We start from the raw sequence: 24,554 nt of genomic DNA, 5'->3' as shown, positions 1-24,554 counted from the left end.
CGATGACATGACAATCTAAACCGTTGTGCGGGGGAATCAGCCCGCGACTAAAACTGGCGGCCAGCCTTCAATGCCACAAACCCGAAACGAGCAAACAAATGTCGTCGACACACCGCGCAGTCTCCCGGCTGGCAGCTACTCCGCCCATGGGGTGGAACAGCTGGGACTGCTATGGCACAACGGTGACCGAAGAGGAGGTCCTGGAAAATGCCCGGTTCATCCGGGACTACCTATTGCCCTCCGGTTGGGACACCGTCGTCGTCGATATCGCCTGGTACGACCCGACGGCGAGATCTCACGGATACAACGAGGACGCCCCTATCGTGCTCGATGCCTATGGCCGTCAGTTGCCAGCTCGGAACCGGTTCCCTTCGGCGGAGGGCAGTACTGGGTTTACTGCCCTCGCCAACGCCATTCACGACATGGGCCTGCGCTTTGGAATCCACGTCATGCGTGGCATTCCGCGCAGGGCCGTCGAACAGAATCTCCCCGTCGAGGGGACTGAATGGACGGCGTCGCAGATCGCCAACCACGGTGATACCTGTAACTGGAATCCCGACAACTTCGGGCTCAACCATGGGCATCCAGGAGCCCAAGCATATTACGATGGCCAGGTTGCGCAGTTCGCCCGCTGGGGTGTCGACTTCATCAAGGTCGATGACATGCAGGCGCCCTACCATGATGACGAAATCGCCGCCTATGCGACCGCGATTGCCCGCAGTGGGAGGGAGATCATTCTGTCCCTTTCTCCTGGGACGAACCTACCTACAACCCACATTGACCATCTTCGCGAACATGCCAACATGTGGCGCATCTCCGATGACCTCTGGGACCGGTGGGAAGACGTCCATGCCCAGTTCGCCCGCCTCGCCCGCTGGGCACCCTTTCAACGCGCTGGCGGATGGGCCGATGCCGACATGCTTCCGCTGGGCCGAATCGGCCTCCGCGCCGAACGCGGTGAGCCACGTGATTCTCGTCTGACGCCTGCGGAGCAGCAGACCCTGCTGACGTTGTGGGTCATGGGGCGCTCGCCGCTGATGATGGGCGGCGATCTGCCCTTGACCGACAAGGCAACCATAGAGCGCCTGACAAATCCCGCACTATCGAGAGTCCTGGCCACAGCAACGAACAGTCGAGAGATCATCCGGGAGCCAAAAAGTCAGGGGAGTGGTGAAATTATTGTTTGGGCCGCCAGCTCCGACACGAGTCACTTTGTCGCGGTGTTTTGGACCGGCGGCTCCGAGCAAGAGCTGACCGTGGCATTGAGTTCGGTGGTTGGGCCCACCGCTGCGCGGGAAAGCTGGGCTGCCTGTGACCTCTGGGAGCAAGGGCCAGCGCAGAATCTCAAGCTCGACGCCGAGGGTCGTTTCGCCGTTGCCGTTCCGTCCCACGGGGTGCGTTGGTTCGAACTTGTGCCGGCTATGTCGAAGACAGCTTCTGCTGGAGCACCTCCTGAGGGGAGATGAGTATTTCCTTTTAGGCCCGTCGGCTTGAAAGCATGATGATTTTCTTCATCTCCCGCATCCGTGAAACGCGCACAGGTGCTACAACAACTTGTCCATATTCTGCGGCTATATCTGCCGGCTCACGCCAAAACAGTCCACCCCAGCCGCATTCTTTGGCCCCTGGCAGACTGGAAAGGACCTCTCACAACGGATCGATCTGCTCCTGATCGGCGCAGCAGACTTCGAGTGACAGCCCGGTGAGAACCTGAAAACGCGATCGGTTGCCAGAATCCTTTTCAACCTGACTCATGGCAACAGGCCACTGCCGTCCATGGCCCTCAACAGATTTGAAGTGAGCACCGCAGAGGAACCGGTAACCGCGAGTATGCAGCGGGTATCAGGAGCCTGTCGGGATCAGCCTCGAGTCGCCGTCTAATGAACCAGGCGGTAACCCACACCTCGGACGGTCTTGATCCAGCGAGGTTCTCGTGGATCATCGCCCAATTTTCGGCGCAAGTTTGCGACGTGGACCTCAATGGTCCGTTCGTCCGCATCGCTGATGTAGGAGCCGACGTCGTATTCCTCACCGCGGAGGCGGCGCACCAAGTCAGACTTGGTGCGCACCTGCTTGCCGCTGTCCACGAGTGCGTGGAGAAGATCAAATTCGGTGCGAGTCAACTCCAGCTCAGTACCGTCTACTTCCGCGGTACGGTCCCCGCTGTTCAACATCAGGCCATTAACTACCTTCGGGACACTTGCAGATGCTCCATCGCTCGCCGAGTTCATCGTCTGGCTGTGAGGTGCAACATCCGAAGTGACTGACTCAGGCACCGAGGTACTTGCCACTGCTGCCGTGGGCGGCCCATCGCCGGCAAATCTGGGACGGCGCATCATTGCACTGACCCTTGCCCTCAGCTCCCTGGGTCGGAAGGGCTTGGTGAGGTAATCATCGGCACCGGTTTCCAACCCGAGAAGGGTATCCATTTCATCTGCCCGGCCCGTGAGCATAATGATGTAGGCGTCACTAAACAGGCGGATTTGCCGCGCGACTTCGAAGCCGTCAATGTCCGGCAGACCCAGATCCAGGGTCACAATGGCAGGATTGTTGACCCGTACGGCTTCGACACCAGAGGCACCGGTGCTGGCAGCGTGAACCTCAAAACCCGATTGGTTGAGAACAACGCTGATTAGTTCCCGGATATCTTGGTCATCCTCAACGATGACCGCCACACGAGGACTGTCCATTTTTCCCCCACTAAATCACTAAAAACCTAGAAATTGCTGCTGTCATGCAAGACCGTTGGGCCCCACGCCCGTTCGTATCTCCAGTATGGCATTATCTAAGGTGGCGACCCTCTGGATTCTTCCCGCTCCGATCATCAATTTTGAACATGAGCTGCTCTGCAGACTCTTAGTGGCCAGAACTTCACCAGGGGAAAGAAAGATTATCAATGGAAGAAATCTTGACTGACACACCTACAAATCAGCTCATTGGCCGGCTTTTCTACCAGCGATCCCAACGGGTACGCGTGATGTTGGCTCAGCTTCCGTTCTTCCTGACCATGTCTCTGGCTGCTATTCTGCTGGGCATCTTATATCCGGGGCTCTTGAGTAACGGCCAATTGATGGTCAGCTTGTGGTTGAACCTCTTCTTAATGCTGGCCTGCCTTGCCGTCCCTTGGGACAAACTGCACCCGTCCTCGTTTCTTGCCATCCCCTATATGGATTTTCTTGCCGTTGCATTGTTCCGTGAGGGCACTCAGACCTTGCTTTCTTCGGCCGGCATGCTCACGCTATTTCCGATCTTCTGGCTCTGCGCCTCTGGAGTGGCACCCAAAACGTCCATAGCCTCCAGCACAGTGGCGAGTTTGCTGATTATTTGGAATCCCGTGTTCCAGTCGGGCCAGGTCAGCGCCGAAGCCTTGATCAGACCGATACTCTTTCCCTTCATGATGCTCGCTTTCGCGATTACCGTGGTGGTGTTAACGACCAGCATGGACGGGCAACGCAATTCCTTGCTGGCCAAGGATAAACTCCTCCGCGCAGCGCTTGCCGAGAGCCAACACCGTGAGCTGCTCCTTGAAACGGTTGTTGACACGGTAGGAGTCGGCGTAGTGGTGGTGGACGCTGATGGACATGACCGCTTGATGAATTCAGCGCAGGCAGCCATTCACTCCTTGGGGAAGCCCCATGACATCGCCGACCCCGAAGAGAAGGAACTCCTGCTCTTTACTCCAGACAGGGTTGCGTTGGCACCCGAAGCGCGACCCGTCAGACGTGCCATCAACGGGGAATCATTCACCAATTACCAAATCTGGATCGGCACCGGCGAGAAGGCACGAGCCCTGTCTACGACTGCTCGCATCATGCGGCACGACGATGGAAGAAGTGAAGGGGCCGTCATCGCCTTCCACGATGTCACCGACATGGTCAACGCCTTGTCGGCAAAGAACGACTTTGTAGCAAATGTGTCCCATGAATTCCGCACACCGTTGACGGCAATCCAGTCGTACCTTGATTTGGCGCTTGAGACTCCAGATTTGCATCCCCCGGAGGTGAGCCAATATCTGAAGATTGCAGACCGAAATGCCGAACGTCTCGGCGGTCTCGTGTCCGACCTTCTCGTAACCTCAGCTATCACGGTGGAGCGCACGCCCACCAATATGAACCACCTCCTGTCCGACAGTATCGCCTCGGCAGCTCCGGGCGCTGCCGCAAACTCCGTGGCCGTCGACTGGCAGTGCGAGGAACCACTACTAGCCCTGGTCGACGGCGTTCGCATCAGCCAGGTGGTGGATAACTTGATCTCCAATGCCGTGAAGTACTCCCCAGATGGCGGAACACTTACCGTTCGCGCATGGACAGATGGCACCGATCTGCACTGCCGTATTAGCGACACAGGCTTGGGCATGAACAGTTCTGAGCAAGCGGGCGCTTTTCAAAAGTTCTTCCGGGCGGGGACCGCCGTGGAACGCGGCATTCCGGGTATTGGCCTGGGTCTGATGATCTCCAAGAGCATCATCGACACCCACGGAGGTGTTTTGTCCATGGAGAGCGAATTGGGAGTGGGAACCACTATGAGCTTCGTGATTCCCGCGTGCGTCATCGATTCTTTCCCGGAACCAGAATAGTTCTCTCCTTGGAGAGGGGCACCCGGCATCGTTTGAAAGTGGCCACAGTTTCAGTCGATATTTTCATTCGGGGCGTGTGGCTGTGTGGCATTATCGATAGCGGTGGTTCCTCGCACTGATTGTGCGATGGCCGTAAGCAGCTTGACGCCATACGAGACATCGCATCGAATTCTCGTATGGCCACGGTAGCTCGTAGGGCAGCGACTTTGAAGGATGGAAACAATCATGATGGACGTCGGTGCGCGGGAGCAGTCAGGCAATAGATTTTTCCGGCTGCAGGGGGAGCGGAAACGGGTCTTTCTGACACAACTTCCGTTGTCCCTCATCATGGTGGTCGCTGTCCTGATTGCCGCCACCATCTATCCCCAGTCGTTGCAGCAACCGTTGTTTGTGGCCGCCCTTGTGATGCATGTCCTGTTGCTCATTGCTTCCTTCGCCGTCCCCTGGGAGAGGCTTCCAGCTGCTGCCGTCCTGGTCATCCCGTATCTGGATTTCATTGCCGTCGGGCTATTCCGTGGAGGGAATCAACAGTTTCTTACGGCTGTTGGGCTGCTCATCTTCTTTCCCGTTTTTTGGCTGGCGTCATCGGGACTGGCAAAACGAACGTCCGTCGCAGTCAGCGTGGTGGCAGCGTTGCTCATCGTCTGGCTGCCCTTAGTCACGTCCCCTTTTGGTTTCACGATTGAACAACTGGTCAGGCCGTTACTCTTTCCAATAGTGGTTCTGGCCTACGCCACCACGGTTGTTGGTGTTACCAACACCATGAACCGCCAGCGTAAGACGCTGGAAGCTAAAGATGTTCAGCTGCGAGCAGCGCTTGAGAGTAGCCAGCAGCGCGAACGACTCTTGGAAACAGTGGTTGATACTGTCGCTGTCGGCGTGGTGGTGGTGGATGCAGAGGGTAATGACATGCTGATGAACGCCACCCAGCGGGCCCTGCACACGTACGCCCTTCCTGCAGATGTTTCCGATCCGCAGGAAAAAGAGTTGTTGGTTTTCGCTGTGGATGCCACTAGCCCCGTGGCGGCTGAGGAACGCCCGGTGCGGCGCGCCATCAGGGGAGAGGAATTCACTAATTATCAGGTGTGGCTGGGAGCTGGGGACAAGGCCCGTGCCGTGTCCACCGCGGCACGCCCCATGAGGGATGAGCAAGGGAAGTTCGACGGCGCCGTCATCGCCTTCCATGATGTGACGGACATGGTGGCAGCCCTGAAAGCGAAAAACGACTTCGTGGCAAATGTCTCTCATGAATTCCGGACTCCCTTGACCTCAATCCGAGGCTATCTGGACCTGGTACTGGAGGAGTCGGAGGAGCTCCCGCAAGATATCCACAGTTACCTCGACATTGCCTCACGGAATGTGGATCGATTGAGTTCACTTGTCGCGGACCTGCTGAGCACAGATTCGCTGACACTGGAACTGACACGGGTTGACGTCAGTCAGCTCGTCGCGGACGCTCTGGCCTCGGCGGCTCCTATGGCCGAACGCAACCATGTCACGCTGAACTCACAGGTTCAGGCACCTGTGCAAGCATTCATCGATTCCCGGCGGATAGGACAGGTGCTGGATAACTTGGTATCTAATGCCGTTAAATACTCGCCCGACGGCGGAACCGTATCGGTGAGCGTCACGGCACACGGCACTGATTTGCGGTGTCAGGTTCAGGACACGGGCATGGGAATGAACAGCGAAGAACAAGCTCAGGCGTTCAGTAAGTTTTTTCGAGCACGGTCTGCCGTGCAGCGCGCCATCCCGGGCATCGGGTTGGGGTTGATGATCTCCAAGACTATTGTTGCTAAGCACGGCGGCACCATTAGCCTGCTCAGCAAAAAAGGCGCCGGCACCACAGTGAGTTTTGTCCTGCCGGGATGCCTGAGCCCTGCCGGCAGCATCCCTGCACGTAGCCCTGCGGGCAAAGTCGCACGTCAAGACGCACCGTAAAGCTTGATTTTGAGGAACAGTGCGAATGCTCAAGAAAAGCTCAAGATGCTCAAGGAAACAGCCGAGAGGCTGGCCGAAAGGTTAGGGCAACTTGGCCTTGATTGAGGGTTTGCTTAAGCTTCACGCAAGTCGTTGGGCAGGAGCCAAAATACTCGTTACTTCCACCCTTCGGGGCGTTATGGTTGATATTCAAGGCACGTCTACTAGGGCATCACCACGCGGCAGGGAGGCGTACAAAGAGAATGGCAGCTGCTCGATTGCCCCTCGTTTGCACGGCCACGCTGAACTCTCTCGAGGAATCTCTCGATGGAGAGCGGGAGCTCTGCCGCAATTTTGTGTGCAGGTACGTAGAGATGTGGCCTGGGCGATTTGATCGGATTTACGACGCCGTCAGCTCCGGCCATGACGAGGAAGCCTTGGACTCAGCATTGAGCCTGCGCAGTTCCGCCCTGATGGTGGGTGCAGCCCAATTGGGAAAGCTGACCAATGACTTGATTCAACTCCTGGGATCCGGGTGCCCCTCCGTAACGGCCAAGAGATTGGCTGCGCTGAAAGCGTGTGGGAATCAGACGGCGTGGCAATTGACCACGTCCTATATTGATCCGGCCCCAAGTACACAGATGTGAGTTATCAGCTGGCAGGTGGCCCCCTGAGAGGGGCCATTCGTGGTTTAACGCGGCAAACGAGACGTCAATGCGTGCAACGATCACGCCCTGTTGTGGTGTCTTGAGCATTCCCTGCGCCAGTCCTGCGGTAGTCCTGTTTCATTCCTGACTGTTTCTTATCCGTTGGTTAAGTTGCCGCTGTCAAAGTAATCAATGACAGCGAAACTAGCCCGCGGGGAGGAATCCGATGCAACACCAAACGATGATTGATGCAGGGAAACTTCCCAGCGCTTTGCAGCAGGTCCCCGCGGACTTCCACCGAGGCGCGCATCGTGCCGGTGGCGGAGTTGTGACTGTTCTGGTCCCCGCCCATAATGAAGCCGAGGCGATTATCGAGACCCTCGAATCGTTGGGACTGCAGACGCGCCGTCCGGACCGCGTGATCGTTATTGCGGATAACTGCACGGATGCCACAGAGCAGCTCGCCGCAGATTTCGGCGCCGAGGTCATCAGTACCGTGGGAAACACTGACAAGAAAGCCGGTGCGCTGAACTTCGCACTCAATGGGATCCTCGCAGACGCCGATCCGGATGATCTGATTCTGGTACAGGACGCCGATTCCCAATTGTCGCCGGACTTCATCGAGAACGCCGTGCGCCACCTGACCTCCAATGACAACCTTGGCGCCGTCGGGGGTGTCTTTCGTGGCGGTCCCGGTGGCGGATTCGTTGGACACCTGCAACGTAATGAGTACGCCCGATATGCCAGGGATGTGAAGCGGCTCCACGGAAAGTGCCTGGTCGTCACAGGCACGGCTGCACTGTTCCGTGTCCGCACACTGCAGGGCGTCTCCGCGGCTAGGATCCTGGGGCATCTGCCGGCTGGCAACGGCCACGGCGGCATCTATGACACCTCGGTTCTCACCGAAGATAACGAATTGTCCTTCGCGCTACTCACTCTTGGTTACAGCATTGCCTCACCTGCCGATTGCACCTTGGTCACCGAGGTCATGCCCACCTGGCGTGAACTGTGGGCTCAGCGCCTCCGCTGGAAGAGGGGAGCGGTGGAGAACTGTGTGCAGTACGGCTGGACCAAGATCACCCGTCCCTACTGGGGCCGCCAAGTGCTCTCGATGATTGGCGTCTTGGTGACTATGGCGTATTTCTCATCGATCGCCGTCGCCCTTGGATCAGGTCAGGGCCTGCATATCCACGCCTTCTGGATGGCTGTGACCGGCGTCTTCGTGATCGAACGGATCGTGACAGTACGGCTGAGAGGCTGGAAATACATGCTCCTGGCGGCCACCATGTACGAAACAATCATTGACCTTTTCCTGCAGGTGGTTCACGCCAAGGCCTACATGGATGCACTCTTCAACAAAAAGAAAGTCTGGTAATCATCATGTACAACAACCCCACAGCCCCCATGGCAGCAGGAGCAGGATCGGCCGCTCTTGCGATGACCGGTGCAGGTCAACTATTTTGGTTCGCGCTTGCAGCCTTCGCGATGCTGGCACTCGGCATGGCAATCAAGCGCATCGTTCCGGTGCGAGCCCAAAAGTCATAGCCACAATCTCTAAGCTTGATGTTGCTGGGAACCGTTGACGTTTCGCCACGGTTCCCAGCAGAATGGACCGGCTAGCCTATGGGTGCCGTAGCGGCTGAGTACTTGGCGACAGTCGTGTAGCCGGTCTTGGAACCAGTGACCCGGACCTTGATGGTGTCGTCTTTATCGGCCTGAACTAGCTTGTAGGTTTTGGCCGTGGCTCCCGGGATGGCTGTTCCCGAGCGGTACCACTGGTACCGCAGAGTAGTTCCAGTGGTCCACGTTCCGGTATTCGCCGTCAAGGTAGAGCCGGTCCGCAAGGTTCCGCTGATGGTCGGTGTGGGTGCTGTGAGCGTAAGAGGTGGGACGGCCCGAGGAGTAAACGAGAAATCACGCACGACGACGGTCTCCGGCACCACATGCGCCGGGTCACCACCACCGCCCCCTGTGACCCAAAGATTGAAGTGGATGGCTTCCTTGGCAGGCACGGGGACAGTAGCCCCCTGCATGACGGTCCGCTTGAGCAAGGCGCCAGAATATCCTTCACCGGCATACGTTTCGAAGGTCAATTTACCCGGCTCCCAGATCAGCTTGTGAGTCAGGATGAGATCGTCGGTCACGTCAAAGGTGATGGTGCTGTTTCCTTGGCCGGCCGGTTTGCTGGCATCAAACCAGTAACCATGTCCTTGGGTAACGGGCCAGGACTCTCCCCAGCTACCACCGCCTCCCCAGGCCGAGGCTTCGCATAAATCGATCTCGTTGAACCCTGGTGCTGCCTCGGGGTCATAAGGGAAAAGGCAACCCCAGACCACTTCTTTCTGGAGCAGGTTGATGTTCTTCTCCACGGTGGTGCTGTACGTCCCATAGCCGAAACCTTGGCGTGTGGATTGGAGCTCGGCTCCCGCCGGTGCCGATCCGCTCGGATTGGAGATCTTCAAGGTCACGTAGCCGTTAGCATCGGGGTTGCTGACATTGGCCGGATCAAAACTTTGGTTGTATTGCGGAGCGCCACCCCAGAACCGCTTCTGCCAGTTGAATCCTTTCCACGCAAAACTGCCGGCGGGCCCCGGGTCTTCGGCTGTCGCTGCCGTGGTGTCAGCGTGAGACGGAACTGCTCCTGCCATCATGCACATGCTCACCGCCACGAAAAGCGCGAGGTACTTTCCCTTCTTGGGAAAAAGCCTCGCCTGGGGGGAAAATAATTTGTTCTTCGTGTGAAGACGCGCCAATACCGTCTGAGACATAGCTGAGACCTCCGCTGTTAGTTGACCCGGTGATCGATATAGTTCCGGGGACAAACCGGACTATCCCGGATTGCCTGTGAGCCTGGGCCTCCGCCCAGTCCTTTGGCCGCATGCCCCGCCCAACGCATGCACCTCCTTGATTATGAGACATGGGGGCCAATTTTGGGGCAAAAAGCCTGTCCCAGATGGTCAAATTCCGAAAATGACTCGATGATGACGGACGTACCCCGGGAGGCGCAGTGCGTGCATCACCCGGCTTGAGCGGGAGGAAGCTTACCGTTCTGATAGATGACTGTGCGGCGTGACGGATGCCTGGTTGGCCTGTTGATCGCGGAGTATGCCCACTAGTTCTTGACCGTCACCGAAGCTGCCCGAAGCGTCGGAGACCTCCTGGGCAACGGGGTCAAATTACTCATGACTGCGTACCCTGCGCCGGAGATTCCGCTGGCACGGGAGCCGCAACAGAAGGTGCCAGAACAGTGGGTGTTGCACAGCCGAATAAAGCTAGCAGGGCTGCCAAGCCGCCGATGGCCAGGAGAGTTCTCCTCATGGGGCTTTCCTTTCTGGTGGTGTTCCTGGGTTTGATCGGATTAGGTGTGGGAGGGGAAGGCGGCGTGGCGTGCCGTAAAGGTGATGACCAGTGCCGTGGCAGCGAGTCCGACCATGAGGATGGGCAGGACGATTCCGTCGTAGCTTGAGATCAGCACGGCTCCGAGGACACCGGCTGCGAAGATGGCGACGTTGAAGGCCACGCCGAGCAGGGAGTTGGCGACGTCGGCGTTTTCTCCGCTGGCCTGACTGATAGCCGTTTGCAGTTGCGGCGCCGCGCCGCCGAAGGCAACGCCCCACAGGATGAGGGCGACGATGACGGCAACGAGGGAGTGGGCGCCGAGGACGAACACCACGCCGGCGGTCAGGAACAAGGCGATGCTGGCCAGCACGAGCGGACGGGGAGCCCGGTCGATGAAAATGCCAGTAACCCAGATGCCCATAAGAGCAGACATACCGAAGATTACGAGTGCCACATCGACGCCCAGTGAGATGGTGGCCGAACGCAGATAAGCGGCGATATAGGTGTAAATGGTGTTGTGCGCGAGCATCCAGGCAAAGATGACGACCAGAATCACTGACACGCCGGGGATGGCAAACACCTTGAACATGGGGATCTGGGACTCGGCCCGCTGACCGGGCGCATCGGGGACGAGCCGCCAAGCCAGAATCAGGGTAAGGACGGCCAAACCGGTGAGGGCCACGAAAGAGAAGCGCCAATCGAAGGTGGAACCAAGCCAGGAGCCGAGAGGTGTCCCGATGGCCAAGCCCAATGGTGTTCCGAGGGAGGCTATAGCCAGGGCTCGGCCGGCAAACTCCGGTGCTGTAATGCGGCGGGCGTAACCGGCCAGCATTCCCCACAACAACCCGGAGAACGCACCCGCGGCAAAGCGGACGGCCAAGGTCAGCCAGATGTCGTGAGAGAACGCGGCGATCGTATTAACGAGCAGGAACCCCACGATGCCGATCAGGAAGACGGGTTTGCGCCGCATGCCACGGGTGAGCGCAATGGCAGGGACGGTGAGCACGATGGTGCCCAACGCGTAGGCGCTGACCAACTGCCCGGCGGTTCCTTCGGCGACGTTGAGCCCGGCTGCAATGTGCGGCAGGAGTCCGGCCGGCATGGTTTCGGTGGCGATGAGGATGAACCCCGTGAGGGCCATGACCAGCAGTGCCGGCAACGGAAACCGCTGCCCGGGTTCCCGGAGCGGATCTGGACGGGGCGAGACCGAGCCGGCTGGTCCGGCGTCGTTCTTGGCTGTGTCAATCAAGGTAGGCAAGCCGCGCTCGCCGTTCGGCCTGATATGTGAGGTCAAGGTGGTGGGTGTCTTCCTGTGGGGTGCGCTCTTGTCTCCAGTCAACAGCTGTTCTCGACAGTGGGGGAGTCCCTGTTGGGAGGGGCACCGGCAGGGACTCCCACGGTGCCGCGGACGTGGCTACTGTGGAGAGTATGAATAATCGAGAGTCGGTGCGTGAATTTCTGATTTCACGCCGGGCCCGGATCAATCCGGAACAAGTGGGGCTCCCTGCGGGCACTAACCGGCGAGTCAAGGGCCTGCGGCGCAGCGAGGTGGCCACCCTAGCCGGCGTGAGTATCGAGTACTACACCCGTATGGAGCGCGGTGCCATCAGCGGCGCCTCGCCTGAGGTTCTGGACAGTGTAGCCAAGGCGCTGCAGCTCGACGACGCCGAACGCGCGCACCTCTTCGATCTTGCTCACGCGGCAAGCCCCGTGGCGAGGCCGCCCCGGCGCCGAAATTCCAAGACGTGGGTGGCGCACCCGAGCCTGCAGTGGACGCTCGATGCGGTGACGGGTGGTCCCGCGTTTGTGCGCAATGGGCGCATGGACCTGCTGGCCGCGAATAATTTGGCGCGCGCGTTTTACATGGACGTTTATGACATGCCGGGTCAGTCGCCGAATCTAGCCCGGCACACTTTCCTGGATGAGCGGGCGCGGGACTTTTACCCTGATTGGGACCTGTTTGCCGAAGTGAACGTGGCCATTCTGCGTACCGAGGCATCCCGGGATCCGCATAATAAGGAGCTTCACGACCTCGTTGGGGAGCTGTCGACCCGGTCTGAGGAGTTCCGGCGCCGCTGGGGTGCGCACAATGTGCGCCATCACGGCACAGGCTCAAAGACCTTTCATCATCCGGTGGTCGGCGAGATTACGCTGGCCTTCGAGGGCCTGGAGATGGCGGCTGAGCCTGGGCTGACTCTGACGATCTACGCCGCCGAGCCAGGCTCCGCCTCCGAGCAGGCAATGCAGTTGCTCGCCTCGTGGGCCGCCACTGAATACGGCGCCCCGGCATCTGCGGCGCCAGCGCGGTAATCCAGTGGTCGCTAACGATCCGACGGCCCTCTTGAATTCGAGGCTGCGGTTGTTAGACCGAAATGGGCCAAAAAGGTCAAATCGATCCAAGTACTGCATTCTCGGTGTTAGAGCTGGGACAGACGCGCCGTGATCGTATGACCGTCCAGCTCAGCCGGCGTCTCTAAACCTTGGGAGGCGCTCGTGACGATGACGAGTGGGTCAGCATCGTTCGTCAGTAGGACGCTGGTGGGTTGAGATACCGGGACCGCGATGGACTTCGCAGGGCTCGTGGGTGTGGCATAAACATCAAGGCGATTCCCGCCCCACACGGCGTTCCAAAGCTGGCCCTTGGCGTCAAGATGCAGACCGTCAGGCCAGCCGCCGTCCAGCTTTGCGAAGGGTTCGATGGCAGCGTCTGGGGCGAGTTTCTTGCTCAGAATTTTGCGTGCAGTGGTGTCGCCAATGAGCATGGCGTCAATCGCGGGGTAGAAGATGGGGCCGTTCGGGATCTCGAGCCCGCTCATGACGTTGGTGACTTCTCCCGAGACAGGATCCCAGCGCCAGACGTGTCCTTCTGCCTCCGAACCGTCGAACACCATGGTGCCAAACCAGCACGAGCCATCCGGTGCGAAGCTACCGTCATTGACACGGTGCCGGCTGCCGTCAAGACCGGTTGTGGCAAGTTCGACGACGCTACCATCCTCCCGGAGCCAGGACAGCCCAGTTCCTACGGCACCGATCAACCTCCCATCGTGTGCCTTCTCGACGAAACCTAGTGGGGCATTGAGCGTGCGCTGCAGCGTGGCTTTGTGCCCGGTTCCGGGCGTCCATGCGTACAGCTCGCCTCGCAACAGATCAACCCAGTGCACCACGCCGTCGATCATTCGAAGGCCCTCGCCCAACTGGAGCCGAGATGTACTGAGTGGCTGCCAAGGGGATGTCGTCACGGTTCACGCTTTCTATAGTCTGATGATTTATATAACACGACTGAGCTATTTTTTATTGAGGTGGACCAGCGTCATCCGTGGCGAACCCCGTGGATTCGCGCTTGATGATCGAGAAAGCTGCTTTGACGGTCCGAGGTGCCGAACGTTCACCCTTTTCGTTGATCCGCTCAATCAGGAGGTCCACGGCGGTCTCTGCAATCTCGAGTCGGCCGGGGTCGACGCTGGTGAGCGTGGGGATAGAGAAGCTGCCCTCATCGATATTGTCGAAGCCAATGAGTGCCACGTCCTCGGGTACGCGGAGTCCGGCGTGCACCAGTGCTCGAAGGGCGCCAAGAGCCAGAGTGTCGTTGAGTGCGAAGATGGCATCGAAGACAATGCCGTTGCTGATGAAGTGCCGGACGCCATCGAGTCCTGTTTCGCGTGTCCACTTTCCGCCCCGAATGACCAGCCGAGGATCCTCCTCGATTCCAGCCTCGGCCAGGGCCTGGTGATAGCCGCGTTCCCGTAAATTGGCGGAGCTTGCGGCATCGTCCGCGCTATCAGACGCGCCAATCAGGGCAATTCTTCTGCGGCCGAGATCTAGCAGATGCTCGGTTGCGGCCTTGGCGGAGGACGTGTTGTGCATAGTCACGTGATCGGTTGGTCCACCGAAAATTCGCTCGCCGAGGAGAACTATCGGCTCTATACCGCTGAGAACATCCACATCTTGCTGCCCAATTTCGGCAGGGCTGAAGAGGAGGCCGTCGATGAAACGCATTCGACCGCCTGTGAGGATTGAGATTTCTTGCTGACGATCGCCGTCGGTCTGTTCAATCAGTACCCGGAGATCATGTTTCTTCGCTGCGCGGATGACCGAATCGGCAAGTTCAGCGAAGTAGTTTTCGCGCAGAGACGGCACGGCGAGCCCAATGACTCCGGACTTTCCTGAGCGTAGGCCACGGGCCGAAAGATTGGGGCGATATCCCAAAGCTTCAATGATGCGGTGCACGCGCAGTCGTGTTTCGGGGCCAACCTTGGGGTTGTCGTTGACGACATTGGAAACAGTCTTGATGGACACGCCAGCTGCCCGTGCTACGTCATGGATAGTGGGGCTCACGGTGGAATCACGTTCCTTCTGCTCTACTGTTTTCTGGCCGGGTAATTTCGGAGGGGCGGTTCATAGATCATAGTCAGGCTGCAATATGAAATCAGCCAGTATTAGCCTCAGATGAGCGGAATGTGACGTCACATCCTAGCCAGATGACTTGAACATCGTAGGGATGCTTGACCCTCAGGGTGGCGCTATTTAGCATATTGGTACAACGTTGTACCGTGCTATCCGAACAGTAGACAGGGTGGCTCTTTTGTTGTGCCATAAAGCCTTTTTGCCGCCCGAGACTTGCCAAATTTGGCGCTGCATATTCGTTGACACAAACTGTGACCTAGATTACGCTTCAAAAAGTATCGTAAACATTCCGGAAGTTTCGGAACCGCTTGAATCACCATTACGTCTGGACTCAAGGAAGAGTAGAAATGACAGCTCACATGTTCAAGGATTCACGTTTTAGCCGCCGTACTTTTGTTACGGGCATCGCCGCCGCCGGACTTCTGGCCATGGTTGGTTGCAGCAGCAAGTCAAAGGAAGCCGTCGATATTTCATCGCAGAACGTCGGCTACATGGAGGGATATACGGCCGACATGCAGTTCAAGGCCTCCGAGCCCCTGGACTTGTCGCTGCTCTGGACCGACTGGCCGGACACTCCGGTCAAGGATTCCTGGGAGATCTTCAAAGAAATCAAGGAGCGCACCAACGTCAACCTTTCCTTGACGCACATTCCGTTCAGTGACGCTAAGGAAAAACGCAGCCTGTTGATCAGCGCCGGCGACGCACCGTCCATCATTCCGCTCGTCTACACGGGTGAAGAAGAAGCTTTTGTCTCCTCCGGTGCGGTTCTGCCGTTGAGTGATTACTCAGACCTCATGCCCAACTTCCAGAAGTACGTGAAGGAATGGGATCTTGAAGAAATGATCGAGAACCTTCGTCAGTCTGACGGCAAGTACTACATGATGCCGGGTCTGCAGGAAGTCTCCGTCCCGGTCTTCTCTCTCGTGCTCCGCAAGGACGTATTCCAAGAGGTGGGTGGCGGCATCCCCAACACCTGGGATGAATTGCGCGCCGCTTTGGTCAAGATCAAAGCCAAATACCCGGATTCCTACCCGCTGGCCGATGGCTTCGAGGGCCAGTCGCTGCTGAACTATGCCGCTCGTGCCTTTGGGACACAGGCCGGCTGGGGCTTTGGAAACGGCATGATGTGGGACGAAGCTGCCGGCAAGTTGAAGTACGCGGCAACGTCCAATGAATACAAGGAGATGGTGACCTTCTTCCACGGCCTCGTGAAGGACGGCCTGGTCGACACTGAGTCCCTGACTGCCGCCGATGCCGGTGGTGGTAATGCGACCGTATCCGAGAAGTTTGCCAAGAATCAGATCTTTGCCGCATCAGGATCCACCAATACGGCCATTGAATATTCGACGGCGCTCGACAAGACTCTTGGCGCTGGTAAGCATCAGGTAGGGCTTGTTCCTCCGCCCGGTGGTCCCGCCGGTGATACCGTGGAGCCCCGTAACTTCTGGCATGGGTTCATGATCAGTTCCAAAGCCAAAGACGCCTCCAACTTCCAGGCACTGCTGCAGTTCCTAGACTGGTTCTACTACAACCCAGATGCTCGCGAACTGCTCCGGTGGGGTGTCGAAGGGAAGCATTACACCAAGGCCGCGGACGGCACGATTACCTTGAAGGACGAGTACTCGCTCAAGGCCCGCAACCTGAACTTGAATGCCAAGATCGACCTTGAAATCGACCTGGGCTTTGCCACCTTCCCGTCGGAATCTACTGAGAGCCGGAAGCTGAAGGAGTCCTATAGCACTCCCGAGGATGTTGAATACATCGATGCGGTTCTCTCAAGCCGCACCCCGCTCGCCCCGGCCCCGCCTGCTCCTTTGGAAGAAGCCGAGCTGGAACAGGCTTCTCTGGCGAGCACCCCCTTGAAGGACACCGTGGAGACAAACACGTTGAAGTTCATCCTCGGCCAGCGCGACCTCGGCGAATGGGACAAGTTTGTTTCTGAGCTCGAAGGCCAAGGCCTTGCCAGCTACGTCGACCTGATGAATTCCGCCCGTGAGCGTTTTGCGGCCAAGAGCTAGGGACTTGCGTTCTTCGGCGGTTCGAGGCTTCTCGAACCGCCGAATGGCCGAGCAGATGGAGCGATGATATGACGACAGTAGAAACAGGGCGGCCGCACACGACGGCCGCACCTCATCCGGGTGCTGGATCTGGAGGCGGGCCGGCAGCGCCGGCTACCTCGGGACAGCAAGGCGGCGCCGGGCGTATGAAAAAGAACGCCGGCAAACGTTCGTGGCGTAAGTCTTTGCAGCGAGATTGGCAGCTCTACGCCCTGGCCTTAGTGCCGTTGATTTTCTTGGCTATTTTCCGTTACGCGCCCATGCTGGGCAACGTAATTGCATTCCGACGCTTCCGACCTGGTGGGAACATCTTTGGTGATGAATGGGTGGGGCTGCGTTACGTCTCGATGTTCATCAACGACCCCGTCTTTTGGCACGTTTTCTCCAACACCGTCATCCTTGGCGGACTAACGCTTGTGGTGTGCTTCCCGCTTCCCATTCTTCTGGCCCTTCTGTTGAATGAGGTCCGCAAGAAAGCCTTCAAGAAGGTCGTACAGTCGATCTCTTACCTGCCGCACTTTCTCTCGATTGTCATCATCGTGGGTATGGTCATGCAGCTTATGTCCCTCCAAGGAACCGCGAACCAAATCATCACGGCCATGGGCGGGGAAGCTATTCCGTTCCTACAACGGGCCGAGTGGTTCCGCTTTATCTACGTTGGCTCCGAGGTCTGGCAGACGGTTGGTTGGGGAACCATTCTCTACCTTGCTGCACTGACGACGGTCGATTCATCCCTGTACGAGGCAGCGGAAATTGACGGGGCAAACCGGTGGAGTCAGATTTGGCATGTCACCTTGCCCGGCATTCGCCCGACCATGATGACCTTGCTGATCCTGAACATTGGCACGTTCCTCAACGTTGGTTTTGAAAAGGTCCTTTTGCTGTACAACCCCTTGACCTACTCCACCGCGGACGTCATCTCGACGTATCTTTACCGCGTTGGTCTGGTCTCGAACAATCTTAGTTACGCAGCCGCGATCGGTCTTTTCCAGGCAGTGATTGGTTTGGTCATGGTTCTGTCCGCGAACTTCATTTCGCGCCGAGTAGTAGGAGCGAGTCTATGGTGATGCAATCAGAACGAGCACAGAGTGCCAAGCCGCGCCGCGGCAGCAAGGCCCGAAACTCCCGAGATTCCGCGGGCTACCGAGTCTTTACCTGGCTGAACTCGACTATTCTGGTCATTTTGTGCCTCATCATGTTGTACCCCTTCGTGACCGTTTTGGCGCAGTCATTCAGCTCGCCCGGCGCTATCAAGGCCGGTTTGGTGAGTTTCTGGCCGGTTGATTTCAACATCGACACCTATATTGCGGTTGCCAACAACGGCATGTTCTGGCGTAACTATGGCAACACGGTGGTTTACACCGTCGTGGCAACCATCATCGCCATGATCCTGACAACGAGCTTTGCGTATGTGTTGTCTAAGGAGCACCTGCGTGGTCGCAAGGTTTTGATCGGTATTGCCATCTTTACAATGTTCTTCAACGGCGGCATTGTTCCGAACTACGTCTTGATCTCCTCGCTGGGCATGAAAAACACCATGTGGGCGCTGGTTATCCCTGGTGCGATTTCTGTCTTCAACTTGCTAGTCATGAAGTCCTTCTTCGAGAACCTGCCCAAGGACCTAGAAGAAGCCGCACAAATCGACGGGCTCAGCTGGTTTGGGATCTTCGGCCGGATTGTCCTGCCGCTCTCGAAGGCTGTCATTGCCACGATGGTGTTGTTCTACTCTGTGGCCTTCTGGAACGACTGGTTCGCCGCGTTCCTGTACCTGGATAAGAGTGAGCTCTTCCCCGTGACCTTGTTCCTGCGCAATCTGCTGGCCGGTGCCTCAAGCGCGGCAACAGAGGGCGCGGCAGCGTCGGGAAGCACAGCCAGTGCTTTGTCGGCCAATATTCAGTCGGTCACGATGATCCTCACCGTGCTGCCGATTTTGTTTGTGTACCCCTTTGTACAACGCCACTTCGTTTCCGGCATCATGCTCGGTTCCGTCAAGGGCTAGTCCCAAGACATCATCAAGACATTCCCTCGCCTATCTGTCGAGGCTCAGCTCTACTTCAAAGGTTTGTTAAGTAATGACAATTGACAGCGCCGTCGCCCGGTCGGAATCGCTCCAAGAGAAGCCATGGCAGGACTCATCACTCTCGTCTGCCGCTCGCGCGGAGGCTTTGATTGCCGAGATGACGCTCGAAGAGAAAACAAGTCAGTTGGTAGGGCTGTGGGTTGGTGCCGACGATGGGGGTGGAGATGTTGCTCCCTATCAAAGTGACATGAGCAAGGATGCGCCTGTCTTTGCTGAGGTCATTGTTGACGGACTGGGACAACTGACCCGGCCCTTTGGCACCGTTCCCGTGGATCCGGTCAAGGGTGCGCAGTCCTTGGCTGCCGCGCAACGCCAGATCATGGCCGCGAATCGCTTCGGCATTCCGGCACAGGTCCATGAAGAATGCCTTGCCGGATTCTCGGCCTGGGGGGCCACCGCCTATCCTGTACCGCTGTCGTGGGGTGCGAGCTTTAACCCCGAACTGGTGGGCCGGGTAGCGAAGCAGATCGGTGAGTCCTTGCGGTCGGTGGGTGTCCATCAAGGGCTTGCTCCCGTGTTGGATGTGGTGCGGGACTACCGCTGGGGCCGAGTAGAGGAAACGATCGGGGAAGATCCATACCTCGTGGGTACGATTGGGGCCGCCTACGTTGCGGGGCTCGAGAGTACCGGCATTGTGGCTACGCTCAAGCATTTTGCCGGATACTCGGGTTCCCGCGCCGCACGCAACCACGCCCCGGTTGCTGCCGGTCCGCGGGAGATGGCTGATGTGTATTACCCGCCTTTTGAAATGGCTCTTCGGCACGGCGGCGCCCGCTCCGTCATGAACTCCTACGCGGAAGTTGACGGGGTTCCGGCAGCCGGTGACCCGAAACTTCTCACCGACACCTTGCGAGATAAGTGGGGCTTCGAGGGCGTGGTTGTGGCCGATTACTTTGCCATTGCCTTCCTGCGAACACTGCAGCGCATCGCCGGAACCGACGCAGAAGCAGCCGGCCGGGCGCTCGCCGCCGGGATCGATGTTGAATTGCCCTCGGTCGCCGCCTACGGAAAGCCGCTCAATGACGCGGTCCGGGAGGGCGCCATCTCAGAGGAACTGGTCAATAGGGCACTGCGACGGGTTCTTATACAGAAAATTGACGTGGGACTTTTAGAGGCCGACTACGAGCCGACAGCACCCGAGTTGGTGGATTTCAACACCGCAGACTCTCAGCAGCTGGCCCTTGATGTGGCCCGTGAAGCTGTCATTCTGGTGAGTAACGACGGCGTTTTGCCACTTCGCGATTCGGCTCGCCTGGCCGTCATTGGTCCGCTAGCCGATGATCCGTACTCCATGCTGGGCTGTTATTCCTTCCCTGCGCACGTGGGGGTGAAGCATCCTGAACGTGGGCTCGGCTTGGAGATTGGGACGGTTCTTGAAGAACTCCGTACTCACCATGCCGGCACTGTCTTCTTTGCCCCTGGCTGTGATGTCAAAGCCACGGGACAAGATGGGTTTGCCGCTGCGCAGGACGTAGCTGCAGAGGCCGATATTGCCGTGGTGGTGTTGGGGGATCAGGCAGGACTGTTCGGCCGAGGAACCTCGGGCGAGGGCTGCGATGCGGCCGATCTGCGGCTGCCGGGCGAACAACAAGCATTGCTGGAGGCCGTACTCAGCACGGGAACTCCCGTTGTTCTGCTCCTGCTCTCCGGACGTCCGTATGCCTTGGGTGAGGTGTCGGAGAAGTGTGCGGCCATTGTGCAGACCTTCTTCCCGGGACAGCGGGGCGGCCAGGCGATTGCCGAGGTCCTCACCGGCGCCATTAATCCCAGTGGACACCTGCCCGTGAGTATTCCGCGCGAACCGAGTGTGCAGCCCGGAACCTACCTGGCACCTCCCTTGGGCATGCTCAACGATGTCTCGAATCTCGATCCGACGGCGCTTTTCCCCTTCGGTCACGGGCTCTCCTATGGGGAACTGAGCTGGGGAGAAAGCAATACTCCCGCCGAGGACTGGAAGATTGGTGAGCACACGCAACTGCGTGTGGAACTGAGCAATAACAGCGAAAGGTCAGTGTCCGACGTCGTACAGGTGTACCTGCACGACCCGGTAGCCCAGGTGACCCGGCCGGATATTCGCTTGGTGGCGTACCAGCGGGTGGAGCTGGGCCCGGGAGAGAGCGCCGCCGTGGAGTTCTCGCTGCACTCGGACCTGACGTCGTTCGCGGGGCTGAATCTGGCGCAGATCGTGGAGCCGGGGGCCGTGGAGCTGCGGCTGGCGCGCTCGAGCAGCGATGTGCACGCCGTGTTCCACCGGACGCTGGTGGGGCGCGAAACCGTGGTGGGTGTGGGGCGCGAATTGCTCGCCACGAGCCGGATTCGCCGCGGCCCGGCTGTGGAGGGAGAAGCATAATGTCATCGCAGTCCTTGGCAGATGAGGTTGGACAGGGCATCCTCTCGCGGATGTCGGCCAGTCTTTACCGCTTCATTGTGCTCGCGGGGTTCCTGGCCCTCATGTGTGCACCAACGCTGGTGCTATGGACGCTATTGGGCGCCAACGCGGCCAATAGTGCCTTCTTCGTAATTGCGCTTCTGCCCGTGGGACCTGCACTCTCGGCTGCCGTCTATGGCTTGCGGGCGTGGACGGCAACCCCGGATCTGTCCCCGGCGCGTGCGCTGTGGCAGGGATACCGCACGAACTTTCGCGACACCATGAAGTGGTGGACCGTGGTGGTTGCCGTGGCCACGGTGTTGATCGTCAACATTGTCTTTGCCGACGCCGTGCCCCTGGGATCGGCGATCCGGCCCGTGGCGTTGATTGCCTTGCTCCTCGTAGGGCTGTGGGCCGCGCACCTGCTCATTGTGGCGTCCTTGTTTTCCTTCCGCACGCGCGATTCCATGCGGATTGCCGCGCTGGAACTTTTTGGACAGTGGCGCGTGAGTCTGGGCTTCGCGGCGCTGTTCCTGGTGGCGCTGGCCACCGTTCATGTGGGATCCGAGCTGGCACTGCTGGTGCTTGCCTGGGCCTTCATGGCCGTGCTGTGGCTCATTGCCCAACCGCTGATCAACGACGTTTCCCGGAGGTTCATCAAGCATGACTGAGAGTCAAAGCGCTGTTTTATGGGGCGACAGCAACCCGGTGCTCCCGGGCTTTTATCCGGACCCCTCCGTATGCCGGGTCGACGGCGAGGATGGCACCTGGTTCTATCTGGTCAATTCCACCTTTGAGTATCTGCCGGGCCTGCCCATTCACCGCTCGAGAGACTTGATCACGTGGGAACTTTTGGGGCATGTCATCGACCGGCCCGGGCAGATTGAGCTCTCCACGGTGGCAGACTCGGGCGGGCTCTTTGCTCCCACGATTCGGCACGACGGCACACGGTTCTATGTTGTGTGCACGCTTGTGGGAGGAGTGGAAGGGGCCTCGGGCAACTTCATTGTCACGGCGGACGACGCTGCCGGCCCGTGGTCAGATCCCATCTGGTGGCAGATGGACGGGATTGATCCGTCCATCTTGATCGAGGCCGATGGCAGCATGTGGGCGCACGGCACCCGGCTGGCCCTCGAACCCGAATGGGCACAGCAGACCGAGGTATGGGTCCGGAGGCTCAACACACAGACCTTGATACCGGAGGCGGAGGAAACCGTCGTGTGGACGGGCGCCGTGCGCGGTGCCGTGTGGGCCGAGGGCCCGCACCTGCTCCAGCGCGATGGATTCGTCTACCTCCTTGCGGCCGAGGGCGGAACAAGTTTTCACCATGCGATTGTCGTGGCACGCGCCGATTCCCCCGTGGGACCTTTCACCGGGAATCCCTCAAACCCGGTGCTGACGCATCGAAACCTGGGACGCGCCGCACCAGTGTCAAACGTTGGTCACGCGGATCTCGTGGAGGCCCCGGACGGCAGCTGGTGGGCGGTGTGCCTAGCCACGCGTGCCTGGAATGATTGCGATCTCTTGGGCCGGGAAACCTTCCTGGTGCCGGTGACGTGGGAGGACGGCTGGCCGGTCTTTGCCCCGGGTGAGGGGCAGCTGCCGCTGAACCCGGTGGGCTTCGCGGCTCCCGCGCACCCCCGCGGCAATACCACCGAGGCGGTGCCCGGCCAGGGCCTCGCGGACATGATTGCGGTGCGACGTTCCCCTGAAGAGTTCTGCTCCGAGACCGCTGCGGGATTTCAACTCAAGGCCGGCCAAGGGCTGGAGCATGCGGCGCCAGCCTTTGTGGCCCGCAGGCTCGTTGACCTCACGACCCGGGTGCAGCTTCGCCTCCTTGGCGCCAGTGATGGTGTCCGGGCAGGGCTCGCGCTGCGGTATTCGGCGACGGCCTGGCTGGCCATCACGGTGGGCAATGGGCGTGTTGAGATCACGGAAGCTCGCGGGCGAGATGCCGAGGTGACCACGACGCAACTGCTCAGCTACTCAGGTGAGCGCGGCCCGGGAACGCTAGCCTGTGAGATTAACGGCACTGACGCCGTCGTACTTTGGGAGCCTGACGAAGGAGAAGCCGTGGCTTCCGCTGCCCTGGATATCTCCCATCTATGTGCCAAGCACGACGGCGGATTCGTGGGAGTCGTGTTCGGGGCGGTGGCCGTGGGGGATGGCGGCACGGCGGACTTTAGCGATCTGCACCAGGGCGCATGAGCGAGTACTTCGGCTACCTTCTGGTGCACTTCGTGGAGGACCCGAACAGCCATGCGGAGAAGATCTACTTCTCCTTGAGCGAGGGCGATAATCCCTTGGCCTGGCGGCGCTTGAATCGGGGAGAACCGGTGCTGGAATCCGTGCTGGGAACCGGCGGCGTGCGTGATCCGCAGGTGGTGCGTAGGCCGGACGGCGGCTTCCATATTGTCGCGACGGATCTTCGGGTGTGGCGGCCGGAGGGGCCCGATTGGTGGGAGTTCCGGCATCGCGGCAGCAGGGATGTGGTGATCTGGGATTCCTTGGATCTGCTCAGCTGGTCGCAGCCGCGCTACGTGGAACTGGCCGGGGAAGGCGTCGGGATGGTGTGGGCGCCCAAGGCGCTGTACGATCCGGAGGCCGGGGAGTTTGTGATCCTTTGGTCTTCGGGATTGGCCTGCGAGGGATCCGCTGAGACGGGGGAGAGCGGGCCGAGCAAGATCCTCATGGCCCGAAGCAAGGACTTTGTGGAATTCTCGGAGCCGGAGGTGTATTTCGAGCTGCCCGGCGGAGTGATCGACATGGCCGTCGTTGCCACCGAGGCGGGTGTGCATCGATTCGCCAAGCACGACGACGCCGCACCGGATTCGCTCCATGTCTTCCACCAGCGGGGCTCGTCGCTGTTGGCACAAGACTTCGTCACGGTGGCGCGCGATATTGGGCAGGAGATTGCCTCGCACATTGAGGGCCCGCTCATCTTCCGGGACAACCATGAGGCGCGCTGGTATCTCTGGGTGGATCAATACGCCCACATGCCGCACGGCTACCACGCGTACACCAGCAGCGACCTTGAGGCAGGACAGTGGGAGCGGATGCCGGACTTCACGCTCCCCGACAACAGTAAACATGGCTCCGTTCTGCCGCTTCGAGCAGCGGAATACCAGGCGCTGGATAGTTTCTATCCGCGCTAATTCACCTA

General features: G+C 59.1%; 20 protein-coding genes. 14 read left to right on the top strand and 6 right to left on the bottom strand.

Annotated features, from left to right (window positions below; translation table 11 throughout):
- Positions 1–98: 98 nt before the first annotated feature.
- A complete protein-coding gene (locus CVS30_RS05610) occupies positions 99–1,466 on the top strand; it encodes an alpha-galactosidase (RefSeq protein ID WP_245934451.1) in 1,368 nt (455 codons plus the stop codon).
- Positions 1,467–1,877: 411 nt separating this feature from the next.
- Here the strand turns inward: CVS30_RS05610 and CVS30_RS05605 are convergent, their stop codons facing one another.
- Positions 1,878–2,690: a response regulator transcription factor gene (locus CVS30_RS05605; RefSeq protein ID WP_110484335.1), complete on the bottom strand. Its 813-nt coding sequence runs from the start codon at positions 2,688–2,690 to the stop codon at positions 1,878–1,880.
- A gap of 218 nt (positions 2,691–2,908) precedes the next feature.
- Here CVS30_RS05605 and CVS30_RS05600 point away from each other — a divergent pair, with 218 nt between their 5' ends.
- The 5 genes from CVS30_RS05600 (at position 2,909) to CVS30_RS17925 (ending at position 8,688) form a co-directional block, all read left to right on the top strand.
- Complete coding sequence (locus CVS30_RS05600) at positions 2,909–4,576, top strand: sensor histidine kinase (protein WP_181419695.1); 1,668 nt, start codon at positions 2,909–2,911, stop codon at positions 4,574–4,576.
- Between the two features lie 225 nt (positions 4,577–4,801).
- The gene (locus CVS30_RS05595; RefSeq protein WP_181419694.1) at positions 4,802–6,517 is read left to right on the top strand and encodes a sensor histidine kinase; all 1,716 of its coding nucleotides are present in this window, start codon (positions 4,802–4,804) and stop codon (positions 6,515–6,517) included.
- Between the two features lie 242 nt (positions 6,518–6,759).
- Positions 6,760–7,143 (top strand): Hpt domain-containing protein, encoded by a 384-nt coding sequence (locus CVS30_RS05590; RefSeq protein ID WP_110484332.1) that lies wholly within the window; start codon positions 6,760–6,762, stop codon positions 7,141–7,143.
- 226 nt (positions 7,144–7,369) lie between these two features.
- The gene (locus tag CVS30_RS05585; RefSeq protein ID WP_245934450.1) at positions 7,370–8,518 is read left to right on the top strand and encodes a glycosyltransferase family 2 protein; all 1,149 of its coding nucleotides are present in this window, start codon (positions 7,370–7,372) and stop codon (positions 8,516–8,518) included.
- Positions 8,519–8,523: 5 nt separating this feature from the next.
- Positions 8,524–8,688 (top strand): hypothetical protein, encoded by a 165-nt coding sequence (locus tag CVS30_RS17925; protein WP_181035993.1) that lies wholly within the window; start codon positions 8,524–8,526, stop codon positions 8,686–8,688.
- 71 nt (positions 8,689–8,759) lie between these two features.
- Here the strand turns inward: CVS30_RS17925 and CVS30_RS05580 are convergent, their stop codons facing one another.
- The 3 genes from CVS30_RS05580 to CVS30_RS05575 form a co-directional block, all read right to left on the bottom strand.
- Entirely contained in the window at positions 8,760–9,791 is a 1,032-nt protein-coding gene (locus CVS30_RS05580) for a hypothetical protein (RefSeq protein WP_245934449.1), read from the bottom strand.
- Positions 9,792–10,323: 532 nt separating this feature from the next.
- Positions 10,324–10,461 carry a hypothetical protein gene (locus CVS30_RS17920; RefSeq protein WP_181419693.1) on the bottom strand — a complete coding sequence of 46 codons (138 nt, stop codon included), beginning with the start codon at positions 10,459–10,461 and terminating at the stop codon, positions 10,324–10,326.
- Between the two features lie 40 nt (positions 10,462–10,501).
- Positions 10,502–11,776, bottom strand: a complete 1,275-nt coding sequence (locus CVS30_RS05575) for an MFS transporter (RefSeq protein ID WP_245934448.1) — start codon at positions 11,774–11,776, stop codon at positions 10,502–10,504.
- 134 nt (positions 11,777–11,910) lie between these two features.
- Between CVS30_RS05575 and CVS30_RS05570 the strand changes: the two genes are divergently transcribed.
- Complete coding sequence (locus CVS30_RS05570; RefSeq protein ID WP_110484331.1) at positions 11,911–12,792, top strand: helix-turn-helix transcriptional regulator; 882 nt, start codon at positions 11,911–11,913, stop codon at positions 12,790–12,792.
- A 107-nt stretch (positions 12,793–12,899) separates the two neighbouring features.
- Here the strand turns inward: CVS30_RS05570 and CVS30_RS05565 are convergent, their stop codons facing one another.
- Both CVS30_RS05565 and CVS30_RS05560 read right to left on the bottom strand, forming a co-directional pair.
- Positions 12,900–13,721: an SMP-30/gluconolactonase/LRE family protein gene (locus tag CVS30_RS05565; RefSeq protein ID WP_146233345.1), complete on the bottom strand. Its 822-nt coding sequence runs from the start codon at positions 13,719–13,721 to the stop codon at positions 12,900–12,902.
- 52 nt (positions 13,722–13,773) lie between these two features.
- Complete coding sequence (locus tag CVS30_RS05560) at positions 13,774–14,817, bottom strand: LacI family DNA-binding transcriptional regulator (RefSeq protein WP_110484329.1); 1,044 nt, start codon at positions 14,815–14,817, stop codon at positions 13,774–13,776.
- Positions 14,818–15,233: 416 nt separating this feature from the next.
- On the opposite strand from CVS30_RS05560, the gene CVS30_RS05555 reads away from it, so the two are divergent.
- The 7 genes from CVS30_RS05555 (at position 15,234) to CVS30_RS05525 (ending at position 24,546) form a co-directional block, all read left to right on the top strand.
- On the top strand, positions 15,234–16,904 hold the full coding sequence (locus CVS30_RS05555; RefSeq protein WP_110484328.1) for an ABC transporter substrate-binding protein: 1,671 nt from the start codon (positions 15,234–15,236) through the stop codon (positions 16,902–16,904).
- A gap of 185 nt (positions 16,905–17,089) precedes the next feature.
- A complete protein-coding gene (locus CVS30_RS05550) occupies positions 17,090–18,010 on the top strand; it encodes an ABC transporter permease (protein WP_110484327.1) in 921 nt (306 codons plus the stop codon).
- On the top strand, positions 18,010–18,942 hold the full coding sequence (locus tag CVS30_RS05545) for a carbohydrate ABC transporter permease (protein ID WP_110484453.1): 933 nt from the start codon (positions 18,010–18,012) through the stop codon (positions 18,940–18,942). The genes CVS30_RS05550 and CVS30_RS05545 overlap by 1 nt, the downstream gene beginning before the upstream one ends.
- Positions 18,943–19,015: 73 nt before the next feature.
- Positions 19,016–21,373, top strand: coding sequence for a beta-xylosidase/alpha-l-arabinosidase (locus tag CVS30_RS05540; RefSeq protein ID WP_110484326.1), 2,358 nt, complete (start codon positions 19,016–19,018; stop codon positions 21,371–21,373).
- Complete coding sequence (locus CVS30_RS05535) at positions 21,373–22,062, top strand: DUF624 domain-containing protein (RefSeq protein ID WP_110484325.1); 690 nt, start codon at positions 21,373–21,375, stop codon at positions 22,060–22,062. The genes CVS30_RS05540 and CVS30_RS05535 overlap by 1 nt, the downstream gene beginning before the upstream one ends.
- Entirely contained in the window at positions 22,055–23,599 is a 1,545-nt protein-coding gene (locus tag CVS30_RS05530) for a glycoside hydrolase family 43 protein (RefSeq protein WP_110484324.1), read from the top strand. The genes CVS30_RS05535 and CVS30_RS05530 overlap by 8 nt, the downstream gene beginning before the upstream one ends.
- Entirely contained in the window at positions 23,596–24,546 is a 951-nt protein-coding gene (locus CVS30_RS05525) for a glycoside hydrolase family 43 protein (protein ID WP_110484323.1), read from the top strand. Before CVS30_RS05530 ends, CVS30_RS05525 begins: the two co-directional genes overlap by 4 nt.
- Positions 24,547–24,554 lie beyond the last annotated feature (8 nt).

The organism is Arthrobacter psychrolactophilus (assembly GCF_003219795.1).
Lineage (GTDB): Bacteria > Actinomycetota > Actinomycetes > Actinomycetales > Micrococcaceae > Specibacter > Specibacter psychrolactophilus.
This window is presented reverse-complemented; position numbering and strand designations above follow the sequence as displayed.

What these genes read in the sequence shown, in the direction of transcription:
- CVS30_RS05595 (WP_181419694.1), top strand. Translation starts at nt 4,802, where the DNA reads ATGATGGACGTCGGTGCGCGGGAGCAGTCAGGCAATAGATTTTTCCGG.
- CVS30_RS05540 (WP_110484326.1), top strand. Translation starts at nt 19,016, where the DNA reads ATGACAATTGACAGCGCCGTCGCCCGGTCGGAATCGCTCCAAGAGAAG.
- CVS30_RS05610 (WP_245934451.1), top strand. Translation starts at nt 99, where the DNA reads ATGTCGTCGACACACCGCGCAGTCTCCCGGCTGGCAGCTACTCCGCCC.
- CVS30_RS05545 (WP_110484453.1), top strand. Translation starts at nt 18,010, where the DNA reads ATGCAATCAGAACGAGCACAGAGTGCCAAGCCGCGCCGCGGCAGCAAG.
- CVS30_RS05605 (WP_110484335.1), bottom strand. Translation starts at nt 2,690, where the DNA reads ATGGACAGTCCTCGTGTGGCGGTCATCGTTGAGGATGACCAAGATATC.
- CVS30_RS05525 (WP_110484323.1), top strand. Translation starts at nt 23,596, where the DNA reads ATGAGCGAGTACTTCGGCTACCTTCTGGTGCACTTCGTGGAGGACCCG.
- CVS30_RS05570 (WP_110484331.1), top strand. Translation starts at nt 11,911, where the DNA reads ATGAATAATCGAGAGTCGGTGCGTGAATTTCTGATTTCACGCCGGGCC.
- CVS30_RS05585 (WP_245934450.1), top strand. Translation starts at nt 7,370, where the DNA reads ATGCAACACCAAACGATGATTGATGCAGGGAAACTTCCCAGCGCTTTG.
- CVS30_RS05580 (WP_245934449.1), bottom strand. Translation starts at nt 9,791, where the DNA reads ATGGCAGGAGCAGTTCCGTCTCACGCTGACACCACGGCAGCGACAGCC.
- CVS30_RS05535 (WP_110484325.1), top strand. Translation starts at nt 21,373, where the DNA reads ATGTCATCGCAGTCCTTGGCAGATGAGGTTGGACAGGGCATCCTCTCG.
- CVS30_RS05530 (WP_110484324.1), top strand. Translation starts at nt 22,055, where the DNA reads ATGACTGAGAGTCAAAGCGCTGTTTTATGGGGCGACAGCAACCCGGTG.
- CVS30_RS05590 (WP_110484332.1), top strand. Translation starts at nt 6,760, where the DNA reads ATGGCAGCTGCTCGATTGCCCCTCGTTTGCACGGCCACGCTGAACTCT.
- CVS30_RS05550 (WP_110484327.1), top strand. Translation starts at nt 17,090, where the DNA reads ATGAAAAAGAACGCCGGCAAACGTTCGTGGCGTAAGTCTTTGCAGCGA.
- CVS30_RS17920 (WP_181419693.1), bottom strand. Translation starts at nt 10,461, where the DNA reads ATGAGGAGAACTCTCCTGGCCATCGGCGGCTTGGCAGCCCTGCTAGCT.
- CVS30_RS17925 (WP_181035993.1), top strand. Translation starts at nt 8,524, where the DNA reads ATGTACAACAACCCCACAGCCCCCATGGCAGCAGGAGCAGGATCGGCC.
- CVS30_RS05555 (WP_110484328.1), top strand. Translation starts at nt 15,234, where the DNA reads ATGACAGCTCACATGTTCAAGGATTCACGTTTTAGCCGCCGTACTTTT.